Annotated in this window: 22 protein-coding genes; 13 read left to right on the top strand and 9 right to left on the bottom strand. The window is 71.7% G+C overall.

Annotation, left to right across the window (positions count from 1 at the left end):
• The first annotated feature begins 2 nt into the window (after positions 1-2).
• Complete coding sequence (locus tag AC07DF_RS08740; protein ID WP_478968329.1) at positions 3-1,109, top strand: NAD(P)-dependent alcohol dehydrogenase; 1,107 nt, start codon at positions 3-5, stop codon at positions 1,107-1,109.
• Positions 1,110-1,157: 48 nt separating this feature from the next.
• Here AC07DF_RS08740 and AC07DF_RS08745 read toward each other — a convergent pair whose 3' ends face one another.
• A complete protein-coding gene (locus tag AC07DF_RS08745) occupies positions 1,158-2,108 on the bottom strand; it encodes an NADP-dependent oxidoreductase (protein ID WP_478968331.1) in 951 nt (316 codons plus the stop codon).
• A gap of 71 nt (positions 2,109-2,179) precedes the next feature.
• Between AC07DF_RS08745 and AC07DF_RS08750 the strand changes: the two genes are divergently transcribed.
• The 8 genes from AC07DF_RS08750 to AC07DF_RS08785 all read left to right on the top strand — a co-directional run bounded on the left by AC07DF_RS08750 (position 2,180) and on the right by AC07DF_RS08785 (position 8,861).
• A complete protein-coding gene (locus AC07DF_RS08750) occupies positions 2,180-3,124 on the top strand; it encodes a GlxA family transcriptional regulator (protein WP_478968334.1) in 945 nt (314 codons plus the stop codon).
• Between the two features lie 262 nt (positions 3,125-3,386).
• Positions 3,387-5,108, top strand: a complete 1,722-nt coding sequence (locus AC07DF_RS08755) for a sensor histidine kinase (RefSeq protein ID WP_478968335.1) — start codon at positions 3,387-3,389, stop codon at positions 5,106-5,108.
• A 5-nt stretch (positions 5,109-5,113) separates the two neighbouring features.
• Positions 5,114-5,524 (top strand): roadblock/LC7 domain-containing protein, encoded by a 411-nt coding sequence (locus AC07DF_RS08760; protein WP_003994857.1) that lies wholly within the window; start codon positions 5,114-5,116, stop codon positions 5,522-5,524.
• On the top strand, positions 5,521-5,892 hold the full coding sequence (locus AC07DF_RS08765) for a DUF742 domain-containing protein (RefSeq protein WP_193481280.1): 372 nt from the start codon (positions 5,521-5,523) through the stop codon (positions 5,890-5,892). Before AC07DF_RS08760 ends, AC07DF_RS08765 begins: the two co-directional genes overlap by 4 nt.
• On the top strand, positions 5,873-6,478 hold the full coding sequence (locus AC07DF_RS08770) for a GTP-binding protein (RefSeq protein WP_478968338.1): 606 nt from the start codon (positions 5,873-5,875) through the stop codon (positions 6,476-6,478). The genes AC07DF_RS08765 and AC07DF_RS08770 overlap by 20 nt, the downstream gene beginning before the upstream one ends.
• A complete protein-coding gene (locus AC07DF_RS08775) occupies positions 6,475-7,725 on the top strand; it encodes a cytochrome P450 (protein WP_478968340.1) in 1,251 nt (416 codons plus the stop codon). Before AC07DF_RS08770 ends, AC07DF_RS08775 begins: the two co-directional genes overlap by 4 nt.
• 200 nt (positions 7,726-7,925) lie before the next feature.
• Positions 7,926-8,390, top strand: coding sequence for a pyridoxamine 5'-phosphate oxidase family protein (locus AC07DF_RS08780; RefSeq protein WP_454358212.1), 465 nt, complete (start codon positions 7,926-7,928; stop codon positions 8,388-8,390).
• A 78-nt stretch (positions 8,391-8,468) separates the two neighbouring features.
• A complete protein-coding gene (locus AC07DF_RS08785) occupies positions 8,469-8,861 on the top strand; it encodes a VOC family protein (protein WP_184587117.1) in 393 nt (130 codons plus the stop codon).
• A 9-nt stretch (positions 8,862-8,870) separates the two neighbouring features.
• Here AC07DF_RS08785 and AC07DF_RS08790 read toward each other — a convergent pair whose 3' ends face one another.
• From AC07DF_RS08790 to AC07DF_RS08800, 3 genes are read right to left on the bottom strand one after another with little or no spacing between them, the layout of a single operon-like run.
• Complete coding sequence (locus AC07DF_RS08790) at positions 8,871-9,665, bottom strand: thioesterase family protein (protein WP_478968343.1); 795 nt, start codon at positions 9,663-9,665, stop codon at positions 8,871-8,873.
• A 26-nt stretch (positions 9,666-9,691) separates the two neighbouring features.
• Complete coding sequence (locus AC07DF_RS08795; protein WP_478968345.1) at positions 9,692-10,018, bottom strand: branched-chain amino acid transporter permease; 327 nt, start codon at positions 10,016-10,018, stop codon at positions 9,692-9,694.
• Entirely contained in the window at positions 10,011-10,703 is a 693-nt protein-coding gene (locus AC07DF_RS08800) for an AzlC family ABC transporter permease (protein ID WP_478968347.1), read from the bottom strand. The genes AC07DF_RS08795 and AC07DF_RS08800 overlap by 8 nt, the downstream gene beginning before the upstream one ends.
• A gap of 62 nt (positions 10,704-10,765) precedes the next feature.
• Between AC07DF_RS08800 and AC07DF_RS08805 the strand changes: the two genes are divergently transcribed.
• Positions 10,766-11,224 (top strand): Lrp/AsnC family transcriptional regulator, encoded by a 459-nt coding sequence (locus AC07DF_RS08805; protein ID WP_478968349.1) that lies wholly within the window; start codon positions 10,766-10,768, stop codon positions 11,222-11,224.
• 72 nt (positions 11,225-11,296) lie between these two features.
• On the opposite strand, the gene AC07DF_RS08810 is transcribed toward AC07DF_RS08805, so the two are convergent.
• Together AC07DF_RS08810 and AC07DF_RS08815 are read right to left on the bottom strand one after the other, a co-directional pair.
• Entirely contained in the window at positions 11,297-11,593 is a 297-nt protein-coding gene (locus AC07DF_RS08810; protein ID WP_432971341.1) for a DUF4235 domain-containing protein, read from the bottom strand.
• A gap of 40 nt (positions 11,594-11,633) precedes the next feature.
• Entirely contained in the window at positions 11,634-12,656 is a 1,023-nt protein-coding gene (locus AC07DF_RS08815) for a glutathione S-transferase family protein (RefSeq protein ID WP_478968351.1), read from the bottom strand.
• 179 nt (positions 12,657-12,835) lie between these two features.
• On the opposite strand from AC07DF_RS08815, the gene AC07DF_RS08820 reads away from it, so the two are divergent.
• Positions 12,836-13,756 (top strand): cation diffusion facilitator family transporter, encoded by a 921-nt coding sequence (locus AC07DF_RS08820; RefSeq protein WP_478968353.1) that lies wholly within the window; start codon positions 12,836-12,838, stop codon positions 13,754-13,756.
• Positions 13,757-13,849: 93 nt separating this feature from the next.
• Here AC07DF_RS08820 and AC07DF_RS08825 read toward each other — a convergent pair whose 3' ends face one another.
• Together AC07DF_RS08825 and AC07DF_RS08830 are read right to left on the bottom strand one after the other, a co-directional pair.
• The gene (locus AC07DF_RS08825; RefSeq protein WP_478968355.1) at positions 13,850-14,299 is read right to left on the bottom strand and encodes a nitroreductase family deazaflavin-dependent oxidoreductase; all 450 of its coding nucleotides are present in this window, start codon (positions 14,297-14,299) and stop codon (positions 13,850-13,852) included.
• Between the two features lie 75 nt (positions 14,300-14,374).
• Entirely contained in the window at positions 14,375-15,007 is a 633-nt protein-coding gene (locus AC07DF_RS08830; protein WP_478968359.1) for a LysE family transporter, read from the bottom strand.
• 366 nt (positions 15,008-15,373) lie between these two features.
• Here AC07DF_RS08830 and AC07DF_RS08835 point away from each other — a divergent pair, with 366 nt between their 5' ends.
• Positions 15,374-16,570, top strand: coding sequence for a cytochrome P450 (locus tag AC07DF_RS08835; RefSeq protein ID WP_478968361.1), 1,197 nt, complete (start codon positions 15,374-15,376; stop codon positions 16,568-16,570).
• Between the two features lie 19 nt (positions 16,571-16,589).
• Complete coding sequence (locus tag AC07DF_RS08840) at positions 16,590-16,790, top strand: ferredoxin (RefSeq protein WP_478969468.1); 201 nt, start codon at positions 16,590-16,592, stop codon at positions 16,788-16,790.
• Positions 16,791-16,799: 9 nt separating this feature from the next.
• Here the strand turns inward: AC07DF_RS08840 and AC07DF_RS08845 are convergent, their stop codons facing one another.
• Positions 16,800-17,351 carry a TetR/AcrR family transcriptional regulator gene (locus AC07DF_RS08845; protein ID WP_478968363.1) on the bottom strand — a complete coding sequence of 184 codons (552 nt, stop codon included), beginning with the start codon at positions 17,349-17,351 and terminating at the stop codon, positions 16,800-16,802.
• Between the last annotated feature and the right edge of the window lie 8 nt (positions 17,352-17,359).

The raw sequence follows: 17,359 nt of genomic DNA on the forward strand, positions 1-17,359 counted from the left end.
CGATGCCCACCACCACCCGTGCCGCGGTCGTCGAGTCCGGCGGCGCGCCCTTCACCCTCTCCGACGTCGTCCTCGACGAACCCGGCCCCCGCGAGGCGCTGGTCCGCATGGTCGCCACCGGCCTGTGCCACACCGACCTCGGGGTGGCGAGCGGCGGACTGCCCTTCCCGCTGCCCGGGGTCCTCGGCCACGAGGGCGCGGGCGTCGTCGAGGCCGTCGGCCCCGCCGTCACCGGCGTCGCGCCCGGCGACCACGTCCTGCTCTCCTTCACCTCCTGCGGCGACTGCCGCAACTGCCGCGGCGGGCACCCCGCGTACTGCGCCACCTGGCTGCCGCTGAACCTGCTCGGCGGCAGCCGCGCCGACGGCTCGAACACCATCAGCCGGGACGGCGAGGCCCTGGGCGGTCACTTCTTCGGCCAGTCCTCCTTCGCCGAGCGGGCACTGGCCGACGAGCGCAGCCTGGTCAAGGTCGACCCGGACGTGCCGCTGGAGTCGATCGCCCCGCTGGGCTGCGGCGTACAGACCGGTGTGGGCGCCGTCTGGAACGTCCTGAAGCCGGACACGGGCGGCACGGTCGTCGTCCTGGGCGCCGGAGCGGTCGGCCTGTCGGCCGTGATGGCGGCGGCCCTCACCCCGGCCACGAGGATCGTCGCCGTCGACCGGGTCGCCGAACGCCTGTCGCTGGCCACGGAGCTGGGCGCCACGCACACCGTCGACACCAGCCGGGAGGACCTCGCCGAGGCCCTCGCCGGCATCACGGGCGGCCAGGGCGCGGACGGTGTCGTGGAGACCACGGGCAACGTCGGCGTCCTGCGCCAGGGCGTCGACGCGCTCGCCGCCCGCGGCACCCTGGTCGTGGTCGGCGCCCCGCCCTTCGGCACGGAGGTCGCCCTGGACGTCAACGGTCTGCTCGGCGGGAAGCGGATCGTCGGCCTCACCCTGGGCGACAGCGAGACCCAGACCATGATCCCCGCCCTGGTCCGCCTGGTGAAGGAGGGCCGGCTGCCGCTGCATCGCCTGATCAGCACCTATCCCTTCGGGGACATCGACCGGGCGGTCCAGGACATGAGGTCGGGCAAGACGATCAAGCCGGTGCTGACGTTCTGACGCGGGAGGCTGGGCCGGGCGGGTGATCCCGCCCGGCCGCCACCCCGCTCAGTCGTTCACCAGCACCAGCTTCCCCGTCGTCCGGCCCGTGTCGCCCGAGGCGTGCGCCTCCGCGGCGGCGGACAGCGGGAAGGTGCCGGCGATCGTGGCGCGGAGCTTGCCCGTCCCGGCGAGTTCCGCGATCGCCCGCATGTCGCTGCGGTCGGCGTCCACGAGCATGCGGAGCCCCCGGACGCCGAGCCGCTCGGCCTCTGTGTAGAACTCGTCCGAGCCGCCCGGGAGGATCGAGACCACGACGCCGCCGGGGCGCAGGACACGCAGAGAGCGCAGGGCGTTGTCGCCGCCGATGGTGTCCAGGACGACGTCGACGTCCTTCACGGCCTCGGTGAAGTCCGTCTCCCGGTAGTCCACCGTCTCGTCCACGCCGATCCCGCGCAGGAACTCGTGCTTGCCCGCGCTCGCGGTGCCGATCACGTACGCGCCGCGCGCCTTGGCGATCTGCACCGCCACATGCCCGACCCCGCCCGCGGCGGCGTGGATCAGCGCCCGCTGCCCGGGCCGCACGTCCGCGTGCTCGACCAGTGCCTGCCACGCGGTGAGCGAGACCAGCGGCAGCGCCCCCGCCTGGACGTGGTCGAGGCCGGCCGGCTTGTGGGTGAGGGCGCGGACCGGAGCGATGACGTACTCGGCGTGCGAGCCGTGCCCGTACGGATACGGCAGCATGCCGAAGACCTCGTCACCGGGCGCGAAGGCCGCGACGCCGATGCCGACCGCCTCCACCACCCCGGAGACGTCCCAGCCGAGGACGAAGGGCGCATCGCCCAGGAAGCCGCCGGTCGCGCGGTGCTTCCAGTCGGTCGGATTGACCCCGGCGGCCCGCACGCGGACCAGCACCTGGTTCGGCCCCGGCACCGGGCGCTCGACTTCGACTTCCTTGAGTACCTCGGGACCGCCGAGGACGTCCTGGCTGATGGCTCGCATCGTGTTCTGTGTGCTCATGGTGATCAAGCGTGCCGGTTCGCGTACCGCTCGCCAATGGCAAGATTGCCAACCTTCGATAGAATCGTGCCATGCGACGCGAACGAGTGGTGGTCCTGGCCCTCGACGGGGTGTACCCCTTCGAGCTGGGCATCCCCAGCCGGATCCTGGGCGCGGCCGACGGCCGGTACGAGGTGCTGACCTGCTCGGTCGACGGCGGTCCGGTGCGCACCGACGCGGACTTCGGCGTCACCGTGGAGCACGGACCCGAGGTCCTGGCCACGGCCGGCACGGTGGTGATCGCGCCCGTCGCGCCCGCCCACCTCACCGACGAGGTGCCGGACGACGTCCTGGCCGCCCTCGCCCTCATCCGGCCGGGGACCCGCATCGTGTCCATCTGCACCGGCGCCTTCGTCCTCGCCGCCGCCGGGCTCCTCGACGGGCGCAGGGCGACCACCCACTGGCAGGTCGCCGACCGGTTCCGGCGCATGTTCCCGCTCGTCGACCTCGACCCGGACGTGCTGTTCGTCGACGACCACCCCTTCCTCACCTCCGCCGGAGCCGCCTCCGGCGTGGACATCTGCCTGCACCTGGTCCGCAAGGACCACGGCAGCAGGCTGGCCAACACCGTCGCGCGCCGCTGCGTGGTCCCGCCGTTCCGGGACGGCGGCCAGGCCCAGTACATCGAACAGCCCGTGCCCGAGCAGGGCGCCGCGAGCACCGCGGCCACCCGCTCCTGGATCCTGGAGCGCCTGGGCGAACCACTCACCCTGGCCGACCTCGCCGGCCATGCCCGGATGAGTCAGCGCACCTTCGCCCGCCGCTTCCACGACGAGGTGGGTCTCAGCCCCGGCCGCTGGCTCATCCAGCAGCGCGTGGCCCGGGCCCGGCACCTGCTGGAGTCCAGTGACCTCACGGTGGATCAGATCGCGGGCCGGGTCGGCTTCGCGACGGGCGCGTCCCTGCGCCAGCATCTCCACGCCGCGATCGGGGTGTCCCCGCAGGCGTACCGCCGCACCTTCCAGACCGCCCGCTGATCCGCCCGCCGGTCGCGTTCGATCGTTTCACCGGTCAACTGCGCAGTCGGGCATGGACATTTGTCGACCTGTTTCCTTCTGTCGGAGCGTGACGGAACCCTCACGTCCGCAGGCCGACTGGTTTGATCCTTTCGGGTCTAAACCCGATAAGGTTCCGATCGGCGCTGCGAGTTGACGCGATCGCGTCCGGTCGACTCGCGGTGCGTACTCATGAGTGCGATCCACACCCCCCTGTTCGATCATGTTTGTTCGAAGGATGCAGATGGAACTCGCCACTCCGCCACCGGCGGCGCGGGCCCCTGTCGCCTGGTACAGCTGGTGGCTGATGCCGCTGAGCTTGGGAGGCGGGACCGTTGCCGCCACCTTCATGAGCTCTGAGCGAATAACCGCCGCCGTCGCCGGTATCGCGGCGACGGCGGCCGGTGCCGTGTGTGTACGCCTGCTGCTGCGCACCCGGGCACACCTGCACAGGGCGGAGAACTCCTTCCGCACCACGCAGGCCGAGCACAACCAACAGTGGCAGCAGCACGTGGCGGGCCTGGAACGGAAGTTCTCCGCCGAACGCGCCACCCTGGAGTCCCAGCTCACCGAGCAGAACGCGACCTACGAGCGGCGTCTGGCCGACCAGAGCGCCACGTACGAGAAGCAGCTCTCCGACACCTCCCGGGCCTACGAGGAGCGGCTGACCGAGCAGGCCACGTCCTACGAGGCCCAGCTCGCCGACCAGGCCGAGGTCTGGCAGGAGCAGCTCTCCCACCAGCTCGCCGCGGTCGCCCGGCTCGCCGACGAGCAACTGCCCTCCGCCATGGAGGCGCTGCGCTCCGGTGACGCCATCGACGACGTCCTGCCCACCCTCAACCAGTGCGCCAAGGTCAGTGCCGACCTCCAGGCCGAGCTGCGCAAGGTGCTGCGCACCGCCCTGATCGGCCTCGAGTCGGAGTTCGACCGCTCCACCTCCGCCGAGCAGGCCGTCATCAGCATCGGCAACCGCATCCACGTGCTGACCAGTAAGCTCCGCGGCCGTCTGCACGAGATGCAGGGCGAGCACGGCAGGCTGCCGGCCGTCGCCCGGGGCCTGATGGAGCTCGACCAGGAGATCGGCCCCGCCGACTGCCTCGCCGCCAGCATCGGTGTGCTCGGCGGCTCGGACCGGCCCGGCCGGCAGTGGCAGGAGCCGCAGCGGCTGCTCAGCGTGGCGCGCGGCGGCATCGGCCGGATCAAGGACTTCCACCGGATCCAGGTCCGCCACCTGCCCGAACTCGGCGTCGACGGCGGTCTCGTGGACCACCTCACGCTGATCTTCGCGCACCTTCTCGACAACGCGGCCCGCTACTCGCCGCCCACCGAGCCCGTGCTCATCTCCGGCAAGGAGGTGCCCAACGGGGTCGGCATCGAGATCCAGGACTCCGGCAAGGGCCTGAGCGAGGAGAAGAAGCGCGAGGCCGAGCACGCCCTCGCGGGCACCGCTCCCGGAGCGGGCCTCGGCGGCATCACCGAGGACGCGAACATCGGTCTGCGCGTCGTCGGAGCCCTCGCCCGCCGCTACGGCATCCGCGTCACCTTCGCGGACTCCCCGTGGCTCGGCACCTCCGTGGTGGTCGTGGTTCCGCACAAGTACTTCAGCCCGCTGCCCGCTGCCGCCGCACCCGCCGCGCCCGCGCCGGAGGTCCGCACCGCGGCGGCCGCCCCGGCCCGCGAGTCGGTCACCGCCCCGGCACCGGCCGCCCCGGCCGAGGCCGCGGAGACCACGCCCGGCGGACTGCCCCGGCGGCGCAGCAAGCGGAACGAGGCGGCCGAGCCCAGGGAGGCCGAGCGGACGGACCGGAGCACCGTCTCCGCCATTCCGCCGGACGCCTCGTTCTCCGGTCTCGCCGCCTTCGCCACCGCCGGACGCGACGCCGAAGAGGCGTCCGGGGCGCTCGGCGACCGCGACACCGACGCCGGACGCGAGTCCACCGAGCACCGCACCGAAGAGAGCGACTAGTCCTCATGACGCAACAAGGAACAGATGTGAGCTGGGCGCTCCGCGATCTCGTCGAGAGCATCCAGGAGATCCGCTTCGCCCTCGTGGCCTCCAGCGACGGCAAGGCCATCACCTCCTACGGCGCCGAAGACCCCGACGACGTCGACCGCTTCGCCGCGGTGGTGGCCGGCCTGCAGGCCCTCGCCCAGCCGGTCGCCGAGCAGTTCCCCAAGTACGCCGGGCAGCTGCGCCTCGCGATGATCGAAGTCGACGGCGGGCACCTCTTCGTGGTCCGCGCCGGTGTGGAGACGTACCTCGGTGTCCTGGCCAGGGAAGGCCTCGACCAGGGCTTGCTCGGACACCAGATGAGAGACCTGGCCCGCAGGATGGGTGAGCTCCTCGGCACCACTCCGCGCCTGGAGGAGCACTCTGGATGAGTGCTCCCCGCAGGCCGTCGGACCCGTCCGGTCTCGAGCGTTACTACGTCCTCACGGGCGGTCGCAGCGGACCGGGCGGTTCGGCGTCGAGCCTCGACGTGGCGACGCTCGTCGTCGCCCGCGCCGCCCCGTTACCGGGCATGCAGCACGAGCACGAGGAGATTCTCCGCCGGTGCCGCGATCCGCTGTCGGTCGCCGAGCTAGGCGCTCACCTCGGGCTGCCCTTCAACATTCTCGCAGTGCTGCTGTCGGACCTGCTCGTCGCAGGTCGCGTCGAAGCCCGTAACCCCATCCCGGCACACGAAGCCGGCCGCGGGCCCGACCTCGCGCTCCTTGAGGAGGTACTCAGTGGACTTGAAAGGCTTTGACCAACCCGGAGGGCGGGCGGGCGGGGACGCCCGCTCGGTGAAGGTGATGATCGCCGGCGGGTTCGGCACCGGGAAGACCACGATGGTCCGGTCGGTCAGCGACATCAAGCCGCTCACCACCGAGGAGACCCTCACCCAGGCCAGTGCCGACGTCGACCGTCTCATCGGCGTCGCCGACAAGACGCAGACCACCGTCAGCCTGGACTTCGGCAAGATCGGCATCAACGAGAGCCTGGTGCTGTACCTGTTCGGCACGCCGGGTCAGGAACGCTTCTGGTTCCTGTGGAACGGGCTGTTCAAGGGGGCGCTCGGCGCGATCGTCCTGGTGGACACCCGCCGCCTGGAGTCCAGTTTCCGGGCGATCGAGGAGATGGAGCGGCAGGAGGTCCCGTTCGTCGTCGCCCTGAACGTCTTCCCCGACTCCAGCAACTACCCGGTCGAGGAGATCCGGGACGCCCTGGACATCCCCGCGCACACCCCGGTCATAGCCTTCGACGCCCGCGACCGGGCCTCCAGCCGGGACGTCCTCGTCGCCCTGATCCACCACCTGAAGGAACGCTCGGCCGTGGCCCTGGAGCCCCGATGAACGATTCGACCGAAAACGCCGTTCAGATCCCGAGCGGCTGCCCCGTCGCCCATCACGGGTCCGATCCGGCCCGGCTGTACGGGCCGGAGGCGGCGACCGACCCGGTGGGCATCTACGAGCGGCTGCGCAAGGAACACGGCTCGGTCGCGCCCGTCCTGCTCGAAGGCGATGTGCCCGCCTGGCTGGTCCTCGGCTACCGCGACAACCGGCGGGTCCTCGACAATCCCCGCCAGTTCAGCCGGGACGCCCGCATCTGGCGGGACTGGACGGAGGGGCGCGTGGATGAGACCTCGCCTCTCATCCCGATGCTCGGCTGGCGGCCGGACTGCGTGTCCCAGGACGGCGATCCGCACCGCAGGCTGCGCGCCGCCGTCACCGACGGGCTCCAGGCCGCCGCGGTCCGGGGCATCCGGCGCCACGCGACCCGCATCGCGAACAAGCAGATCGACGCGTTCGCGGACGCCGGGCACGCGGACCTGGTGAAGGACTACGCCGACTACCTGCCGATGCTCGTCCTCTCCCGCATCCTCGGGCTCCCCGAGGCGGAGGGCCGGGACCTGGTCGAGTCCTGCGCGCAAGTCTTCAAGGGCGGTGAGGACGCCCTCGCGCACAACGAACGCATCATGGTGATCCTCGGCGAACTGGCGGAGCGCAAGAAGTCCGAACCCGGCGGTGACTTCACCACCGCCCTGCTGGAGCACGCGGCCGGGCTCGACGACGAGGAGGTGGTCAGCCATCTGCGTCTCGTGCTGATCGCCGCGCACACCACCACCAGCAATCTGCTGGCCCGGGTCCTCCAGCTCGTCCTCACCGACACCGCCCGGCTCTCCGGACTGATCAGCGGTCAGCTGAACATCTCCGCCGTGGTGGAGGAGGTCATGTGGAACAGCCCGCCGCTGGCGGTGCTGCCGGGCCGGTTCGCGGCCGGCGACCTGGAACTCGGCGGCCACCAGATCCAGGAGGGCGACCTGCTGCTGCTGGGCCTCGCGGCGGGCAATCTCGACCCCGACGTCCGGCCGGACATCGGTGTCTCCGTGCAGGGCAACCAGGCCCACCTGGCCTTCAGTTCCGGTCCGCACGAGTGCCCTGGGCAGAGCATCGGCCAGTCCATCATCGCGATCGCCGTGGACGTCCTGTTGCACCGCCTGCCGGGCCTGAGCCTGGCCGCACCGCCGGAGGAGCTCACCTCGACGGCCTCCACGTGGGAGTCCCGGCTGGACAGCCTGCCGGTCGAGTTCGCCGTATAGCGCTGGTGCCCGGCCGGTCCTCCGTCCGGGCACCACACCGCCCCGTCACACGGTCAGCAGGCCGTCCACAGATCCCCCCGCCGGGCCTTCTCGGCTCCCTCGTCCTTCACCCGGCGTGTCTCATCCGCCGGGCCTCGCCGGCCTCCTCGCGTCACACTGGACTTCGCCCGTTCGACGACTCCCCAGGAGGCGCACCGACGATGACGTCCGCACCAGTACGCGGCGCTGAGCAGCGCAAGAAGGACACCCTGCACCGTCTGGACCACGACGTGGACGCCTGGGTCGCCACGGCCGGCACCGCGTCGGGGACACCGCACCTCGTCCCGCTGTCCTTCCTCTGGAACGGCTCGTATCTGCTGTTCGCCACTCCCGCGTCGAGCCCCACCGGACGGAACCTGACCGCGACCGGCCGCGCCCGGGTGGGCATCGGGCCGACCCGTGACGTCGTCCTCGTCGAGGGCACCGTCGAGACCGTCCAGCCCGGCGAGCTGACGGAGCAGGACGCCGAACTCTTCGCCGCCAAGACCGGGTTCGATCCCCGCCGGCTGGCCACGCCGTACCTCTACTTCCGCGTCGTACCGCGGCGGGTGCAGGCCTGGCGGGAGGCCGACGAACTGGACGGCCGTGAACTCATGCGCGACGGACGGTGGTTGACGGCCGACTGAATCGGCCGTGCCGGGATAACCGCAAGGTACGAGGCCGCGGGGCAGCACGCCCCGCGGCCGGAATCCTGCGGAGGAGACATGGCCCTGGTGAAAGCGGGTGTCCTGGTGCTCGACTGTGCCGAGCCCGAGAAGCTCGCCGTTTTCTACAAGGAGTTGCTGGAAGGGGAGGAGTCGGACGCGACGGCCAACCGGGTGGAGATCAAGAGCGCCGACGGCTTCCGGATCGCCCTGCGCCGGGACGTCAACGCCACCCCGCCCAGCTGGCCGCGCCCCGAGAACTCCCTCCAGGCCCACCTGGAGTTCGTGGTGGACGACCTCGACGCGGTGGAACGCCGGGTCATCAGCCTGGGCGGACGCCCCCTGGAGGCCAAGGACGCCTCGGGCCCCCTGGAGGAACGCGGCTACGCCGACCCGGCGGGCCACTCCTTCACCCTGCGGCGTACCGCGCCGACGGCACCCAAGCAGGGCTGAGCCCGGCGTTCAGCCGGAGGCCGGCATCGGCCTGACGGTGAGGATCTGCTGGGCACGGCCGACGGGTCCGGTGAGGTCGTGCAGGACGGTGCTGGTGACGCCCTGGCCGGTGGCGCCGAAGGTCACGGTCGTGTCGAGCCCGGTCCAGGGGCCTTCCGGCCGGCGGTGGAGGTGGACGGTGAGGTCGACGTTCGGGAACATCCACCGGTCGGGCGACTGGCGTACGGCGATGCCGTTGGCGGTGTCGACGAGCGCGATGTAGGAGGCGAGCGGGCTCGCGGCCTGCCCGGCCACCAGGTCGAGTGAGGTGGAGATCCAGGCCGTCGTGCGGCCCGGCCGCGGTGGCGCCAGTGGACGGACGTCGAGGGAGGCGATGTATCCGCCGGGCCACACGGAGGTCAGTGGCCAAGGGGCGAGCGCCTCGGGCGGGGTGAGCCGGGCGGCCTCACCGCCGGCGGCCTGCGCCGTGTCGCAGTCGGTGAGGAGCCAGGCCCGGGCCCGTACGACGGGGCGGTCGGCGATGAGGGCGACGGCCTCGACGAGCTCGATGGTGCGGCCGGGCCGGACGGTCTCCACCCGGATCTCGCACTCGTCCAGGGCGAGGCGGCCCAGGATGTCGAAGCTGAGCCGGGACAGGGTCAGGCCGCTGCCCGGCCGTGCGGCCCGATGGCGGTCGATCGCGTGGACCATGAGGCCGCCGAGCGGGCTGAAGTGCTGTTCGCCGGGATTCCAGGCGCCGCTCGCGTGGGCGGTGGGCTTGTAGCGGTGCGTGTCGGTGGGTTCGAAGTAGCTGCCGGTGTTCAACGGATGCGTGCCTTTCGACGACGGGATCAGTGGACGAAGACCGCGCTGGCCAGGGCCACATGGACGGCCGTGCCGGCGAGGATGCTCAGCAGGGCGTTGCGGAGCCACAGGTGCAGGCCGACGGTGACGGCCAGGGCGGCCAGCGGGGCCACGGCGCGTGACTCGGTGACCGCCAGATCGCGCAGGCAGTAGACCACCAGGATCACCATCACCCCGGCGGGCATACGGGCGCTGAGGTATCGCACGGTGGCGCTGGCCCGCAGCGGCGCCAGGGCGGCGAACGGCAGGGCGCGCAGGGACCAGGTGACGACTGCCGTGACGAGGACCGCGACGACGGCGTAGGTGTCAGACATGAGCGGGCTTCCTCCGGTCGGCGAGCCGGCGTGCCAGGAGGCCGGCGGTGAACAGGGCGAAGGCCGCGAGCAGCAACTGACCCGGGAAGAACAGCCGGGCGCCCAGGGCGCAGAGCAGGGCGAGCACGGGGGTCGGCAGGTCGCCCCGCAGGTCACGGACCGCGTCGAGCGCGAGAACGACGAACAGGGCGGTCAGGGCGAAGTCCAGGCCGGTGACACCGTCCGGGATGAGGGAGCCCAGCAGGGCCCCGGCGGTCGCGCCGCCGGCCCAGTACAGGTGCATGAAGAACTGCAGCCACAGGATGCGGGGGCTGGACCAGCCCCGGGCCTGCTCGGTCGCGGTCAGCGCGTATGCCTCGTCGGTGAGGGCGAAGGTGCTGTACGTCCTGGCGAACCGGCCCCGCACGCGGTGCAGGGGAAACGACAGCGCGTAGAAGACGTGCCGCGCCTGCACCAGGAAGGCGGCCAGGGCGATGGAGGCCAGCGGTGCGGCGGCCACGACCATGCCGATCAGCAGGAACTCGAACGAACCGCCGTAGACCAGCGCCGCGGACAGCCCGGCCCACCACCAGTCGAGCCCCGACTGGACCACGAGCGCCCCGAAGGCGAGACCGAGCGGCACCATCCCGAGGCCCACGGAGGCACAGTCCTGGAAAGCGGCCCGCGCCGCAGGGCTTATTCGCATGTTGACATTTTAGGAAAGTTAACGCCTCATATGGTTGCCGATGATGGCCTTATGATCTCCATATGGGCAATGAAATCGGCCTCGATGCCGTCGACCGGGAAATTCTGTTTCACCTGCGCCAGGACGGACGGCTGTCGAACGTCGAGCTCGCCAAGCGGGTGGGGCTGACGCCGCCTCCCTGCCTGCGCCGGGTCAAGCGCCTCGAAGAGCGGGGCGTCATCGCCGGATACCGGGCCGTCATCGACCCCGCAGCGCTGGGCCGCGAGCTGGAAGTACTCATCGACGTCGAGATCTACGCCCAGGACCGCAGGACCGTCGAGGAGTTCGAGACCACCGTGGCCTCCTACGAGGAGGTCGTCGAGTTCCGGCGGATGTACGGACGACCCGACTACTTCCTCCGCGTCGCCGTCGCCGACCACGCCGCCTACGAGGCCTTCATGATGGGCAAGCTCAGCGGACTGCCCGCCGTGCTGCGCCTCGAGTCCCACCTCACCATGAAGACGATCAAGGTGGACGGCTGAGCGGCGCCCGGCACGGACCGGCCCCGCCCGCGGCACAGGCCGGGCGGGGCCGGATGAGGCAGGGGCCTGCTGTCAGTCCCTGCCGCCCTTCTCGTCAGCCGGCCACGTGCCGGTCGAACGCTCGATGGCCTTGGCGCCCGCGCGGTCCACGGCGCTGCGCACCACCGCGAAGATGGCGCCCTGGACCGCTGCGGCCAGCAGGATCTCGCCCCAGCCGCGGTCCCGGTCCAGCGCGTCGGGCGCGTCCTCCTCGTGCCGGATCGCCATCCACGTCTTGCGGAAGGCGAGCCCGGCCAGCCAGCCGCTCGACCAGCCCAGCACGAACCCGAGGGGCTGGTAGGCGAGGGGCATCTTCTTCTTCTTGGCCACGGGGATCTCCTTGGTCGCTCAGGGGGGTGGGTGTGAGTGGTCAGGGGGTGTGCGCGTCCGGGACCCGCTCCTCGGCGCGGACCGGTGCCGGCGGGGTGCCGTCACCGAACGGCCGGCCGCCCAGCTCCTCGCGGTGGTGCGGGGTCAGCCAGCCGGACAGGTCCGGCCCCAGCGGCACGACCTGGGTCGGGTTGATGCCGGTGTGCACCTGGTAGTAGTGGCGCTTGATGTGGTCGAAGTCGACGGTGTCGCCGAACCCGGGCGTCTGGTACAGGTCGCGGACGTACCCCCACAGCACCTGGTTCTCCGTCAGCTTCCAGCGGTTGCACTTGAAGTGGCCGTGGTAGACGGCGTCGAAGCGGACCAGCGTGGTGAACAGCCGGATGTCCGCCTCGGTGATCGTGTCGCCGACGAGGTACCGCTGCCCCTCCAGCCGCGCCGCGAGCAGCTCCAGCCGCCGGAAGACCCTCGCGCAGGCGGCCTCGTACTCCTCCTGCCCGGTGGCGAAACCCGCCCGGTACACGCCGTTGTTGACGTCCTCGTAGACGTCCGCCATCACCGCGTCGATCTCGTCGCGCAGCGCGTCCGGGTACAGGTCGGGCGCGCCCTCCCGGTGCAGGGCCGTCCATTCGGTCGCGAGGTCGAGCGTGAGCCGCTGGTAGTCGTTGGTGACCAGCTTCCCGCTGGGCACGTCCACGATCGCCGGCACACTGACACCGCCCGGGTAGTCGGTCTCCCGCCGGTCGTAGGCCTCGCCGAGATAGCGGATGCCGAGAACCGGGTCGCGGCCGTCCTCGTCCAGCGTGAAGCGCCAGCTGCGGTCGTCCTGGATCGGGTCGGCGACGGCCAGGGACAGGGCGTCCTCCAGGCCGAGCAGCCGCCGGGAGACCAGCGACCGGCTCGCCCATGGGCAGGCGCGGCTGACGACCAGACGGTAGCGGCCGGCCTCCACCGGCCAGCCGTCCCGGCCGTCCGCCGTGATCCGGTCCGCGAAGTGCGCCTTGGACCGTTTGAACGACCTCCTGCCGTAAGCGCTGTTGCCGTCGCCGTCGTCGCGGCTCATGGGGGTGACCTCCTTGCCGTACGTGTGGCCCGTTCGTCGTACGAGTGCCCTGTCTGCCGTGTGTGTGCCCAGGTGAACGCGTTCCCCTTTTTCGGCCGACGGCACGGTGTGAGCACCGCCGACCGGGGCAATCGGCGTGGGTGACTGAACAAGGATCTGATCGGAGGACACGCGTCACCGTGCTGGTGGCGCTCGCGGCCAACCTGGTGATCGCGGTCGCCAAGGCCGTCGGCGGTCTGCTGGCGGGTTCACCCGCCCTGCTGTCGGAGGCGGCGCACTCGGTTGCCGACAGCCTGAACGAGGTGTTTCTGCTGGCGGCTCTGCGCCGCAGCCGCCGCCCCGCCGACCGGCGTCATCCCTTCGGCTACGGCAAGGAGCGGTTCTTCTGGTCGCTCCTCGCGGCGGTCGGGATCTTCGTCATGGGCGGCTGCTTCTCGTTCTTCCAGGGCTTCGAGGCCCTCACGAGCGGATCGGAGGAGAAACTCGGCGGCTATGTCGCCGGCCTGATCGTGCTCGGAATCGCCCTCCTCGCGGAGGGCGCCTCCTTGTTGCGCGCCCTGTACCAGGTGCGCCGGCAGGGCGGCACGCGCGCCGGGCTGCGCGACCCGGCCCTGCGGACGGTCGTCGCCGAGGACGGCACCGCGGTGCTGGGCGTCACGCTGGCCATCGCCGGCATGGCCCTGCACATGGTCACCGGCCAGGTGGTGTGGGAGGCGTCCGCCTCGCTCGCGATCGGCGCGCTGCTCGTCTACGTGGCCTTCCGGCTGGGCCGGGACGCGCGCGACCAGCTGATCGGCGAGGCGGCCGACCCGGAGGCGAGCGGACGGATCCACGCGCTGCTGCGGGCGCAGCCCGAGATCGACAGCGTGGAGGCGCTGTTCACGATGAAGACGGGCCTCGACTCGGCCCTCGTGGCAGCCCGTGTCGACCTGGTGCCCGGTCTGGACAGCGAGCACGTGGAGGACGTCGCCGTGCGCATCAAGCGCTCCATCGCCCGGACGGTGCCCGAGGCGCACCAGATCTTCCTCGACGTCACGGACCGCCGTGCCCGGGAGGCAGCGGAAAGCCCCGCCGCGACGGGGGAACGCGGCGGGGCCTGAACCACGCGTGCCCCGCCGCCGGGGGTTCATGCACACCGGGCGAAAACTTTTCTGCGGTGGATTCCCCGGGGGCCGGGGCGGGCCCGCTCTGTGTCACCCGCCCTCTGCCGGCTCCAGCACGAACACCGGGATCTCCCGGTCCGTCTTCTTCTGGTAGTCCGCGTAGGCCGGATACGCCGCGACGGCCCGGTCCCACCACTCGGACTTCTCCTCGCCCGTGACCTCACGGGCGGTCATGTCCTGCTTCCGGGGCCCGTCCTGGAGCTCCACGTGCGGGTCGGCCTTGAGGTTGAAGTACCAGACCGGGTGCTTGGGCGCACCGCCGAGGGAGGCGACGGCGGCGTAACGACCCTCGTGTTCCACCCGCATCACCGGTGTCTTGCGCAGCTTGCCACTCTTGGCGCCCCGGGAGGTCAGGACGACGACCGGCATCTTGGAGCCCTGCAGCGTCGTCCCCTCCGTACCGCCGGAGCTCTCGTACAGTTCCACCTGCTTGCGCACCCACTGCGTCCTGCTGGGCTCGTACTCGCCTTCGAGAGGCATGGCATTCCGTCCCATCGTCGTGTCAGAGGCCGACTGGTACCTGGTACCTGCCCTCAACACCGGTACGCCCGGGAATCATCCTGGAGAAACCGCCATTCGGACGGCAAGAGCCGTCATCACCCCGCTCGCCACCAGCGCCGTGGCCAGCCTGCCCCGGTGACCGGTCAGCGCCCGGCCCAGCAGGGCACCGCTCCCGGCGAGCAGCACCTGCCAGCTGGCGGATGCGGCGAAGGCGGCCAGGACGAACACGCCCTGCTCGACCGGCCCGGCCGGACCCGTGGCCTGGGAGCCGAGCACGAGCGCCGCGAAGTAGATCACGGTGGTGGGATTGAGCAGCGTGATGCCGAGCAGCCCCGCGTAGGCCCGGGCGGGACTCGGGGGAGCGGCGGCCGTCCGCGTGGCGAGCCGGTGGCCGCGGTACTCGCGCACGGCACCGACCGCGCCCCACACCGCCAGCCCGAGCAGCACCAGGACACAGACCCAGCGCAGCGGCCCGAGCACCGGCCGCAGCGCGGCGGCCAGGGCCGTACCCCCGAGCGTGGCGGCGAGGGCGTACAGCCCGTCGGCCGTGGCGACGCCGAGCGCGGCACAGACACCGGTACGCAGGGACGTGCGGGCGGTGAGCGAGACGAGGTAGGTCCCGACGGCGCCCACGGGGACGGCGATGCCGTACCCGGCGAGCAGCCCCGCGAGGAGCGCGGCCGTCATGACCGCGGCGGCGTCGGCCCTCCACGGCGGCCGGACCGCTGCTGTCGGCGCGCGGCGGAAGCGGCGACGGGCAGCGGCAGCGGCGGAAGGAGCTCGAGCGTAGGCATGGCTGGATCCTGGGGCCTGCCCTGCCGCGGCGACAACCGGTTTTCGAATCGCCGCCATGACTTCCCGGGAGCCCCCGGCTCCCGGCAAGGGCCCTGTTCGCACGCCACAGGCCCCGAGCCCGGCCTTCGAACGTGAAGACGGCACTCCCCGGCCATGTTTGCAGCCGCCACCGATCTGGCCGAACTTCGCGTCGCCCTATAGGTGCCCGGGGCATCTAATGATGATCGGCACGACGCACTACTCGTCTGCGAGGTCTTCATGACGGACACGACCGCACCCGTCGTCTTCCCCCAGAGCCGGACCTGCCCCTACCAGCCGCCCGCCGCCTACGACGCGCTGCGCACCGAGCGCCCCCTCACCCGCATCACCCTCTTCGACGGCCGCGAGGCCTGGCTGGTCAGCGGGCACGCGATCGCCCGCGCGCTGCTGGCCGACCCGCGTCTGTCGTCCAACCGCGACCGGCCCGGCTTCCCCGCCCCGACCAAGCGGTTCGCCGGGATCCGCAACCGCAGAACGGCCCTGCTGGGCGTCGACGACCCCGAGCACCGCACCCAGCGCCGCATGGTCGTCGGGGACTTCACCCTCAAACGGGCCGTCGAACTCCGGCCACGGATCCAGCAGATCGTCGACGAGCGGCTCGACGCGATGATCGCCCAAGGCCCGCCGGCGGACCTGGTGACGGCCTTCGCGCTGCCCGTGCCCTCCATGGTGATCTGCGCCCTGCTCGGCGTCCCGTACTCCGACCACGACTTCTTCGAGACCCAGTCGCGGCGGCTGCTGCGCGGCCCCGAGACCGCCGACGTGCTGGACGCCCGCGACCGGCTGGAGGCCTACTTCGGCGAGTTGATCGACCGCAAGCAGGAGAAGCGAGGCACCGGTCTGCTGGACGACCTGGTCCACCGCCAACTTGACGAGGGCGCACTCGACCGCGAGGGCCTGATCGCCATGGCCCTCATCCTGCTGGTCGCGGGCCACGAGACGACCGCCAACATGATCTCGCTCGGCACCTTCACCCTGCTCCAGCATCCCGAGCGGCTCGCCGAACTGCGCGCCGACCCGGGCCTGCTGCCGACCGCGGTCGAGGAGCTGATGCGGATGCTGTCGATCGCGGACGGCATGCTGCGTCTGGCCGTCGAGGACATCGAGGTGGCCGGGACGACGATCAAGAAGGGCGAGGGCGTGGTCTTCGCGACCTCCGTCATCAACCGAGACGAGACGGTCTACCCGAACCCGGACACGCTCGACTGGCACCGCCCCTCCCGGCACCATGTCGCGTTCGGCTTCGGCATCCACCAGTGCCTCGGGCAGAACCTCGCCCGCGCCGAGCTGGAGATCGCCCTGCACACCCTCTTCGCCCGGCTGCCCGGCCTGCGCCTGGCCGCGCCCGCCGACGAGATCCCCTTCAAGCCGGGCGACACGATCCAGGGGATGCTGGAACTCCCCGTGACCTGGTAAGAGGCTTGCGCACATGCACATCGACATCGAGATCGACACGGACGTCTGCATCGGCGCCGGCCAGTGCGCCCTGACCGCCCCGGAGGTGTTCACCCAGGACGACGACGGCTACAGCGCCCTGCTGCCCGGGAAGGAGGACGGCGGCGGCAGCCCGCTGGTGCGGGAGGCGGCCCGGGCCTGCCCGGTGAGCGCCATCACCGTCTCGGAGAGGGTGAGCTGAAGCCCGGGCTCACACGGTCCCCAGGAGCAGCCGGGCCGCCTCGCGCGCCTCGGCCGCGGGCTCGACGCTCCTGGTGACACCCGCCGTGACCATGGCGCCCTCGGCCAGCAGGAACAGCTGCCCGGCCAGCGCGTGGGGCAGCCCCGCCGCGTCCACGAGCGAGGCGAGGTAGTCCCGGAAGGCCCGCTTGTGCGCGCGCACTTGGCCGGCCACGCGCGCGGACGTGGCGCCGAGCTCGCCGTAGGCGTTGAGCCACGCGCAGCCGCGGAAGCCCGGCTCGCCGAACCACCCGCCGAGCCAGTCGAACACGGCCAGGATCCGCTCCCGGGGTTCCCCGTGCCGCTCGACGTACTCGGCCAGCTGCCCGCGCCAGCGTGTGTCGCGCCGCTCCAGATACGCCTCCACCAGCTGCTCCTTCGCCGGGAAGAGCTGGTAGAGCCGCTTGAGCGAGACCCCGGACGTGCCGCGGACGTCGTCCATCCCGACGGACTGCACACCTCGCCCGTAGAACAGCTCCTCGGCCGCGTCCAGCGCCCGCTCCCGGGCCAGCGCGCTGTCCATGTGCCACC

The organism is Streptomyces sp. NPDC044719, assembly GCF_056433405.1.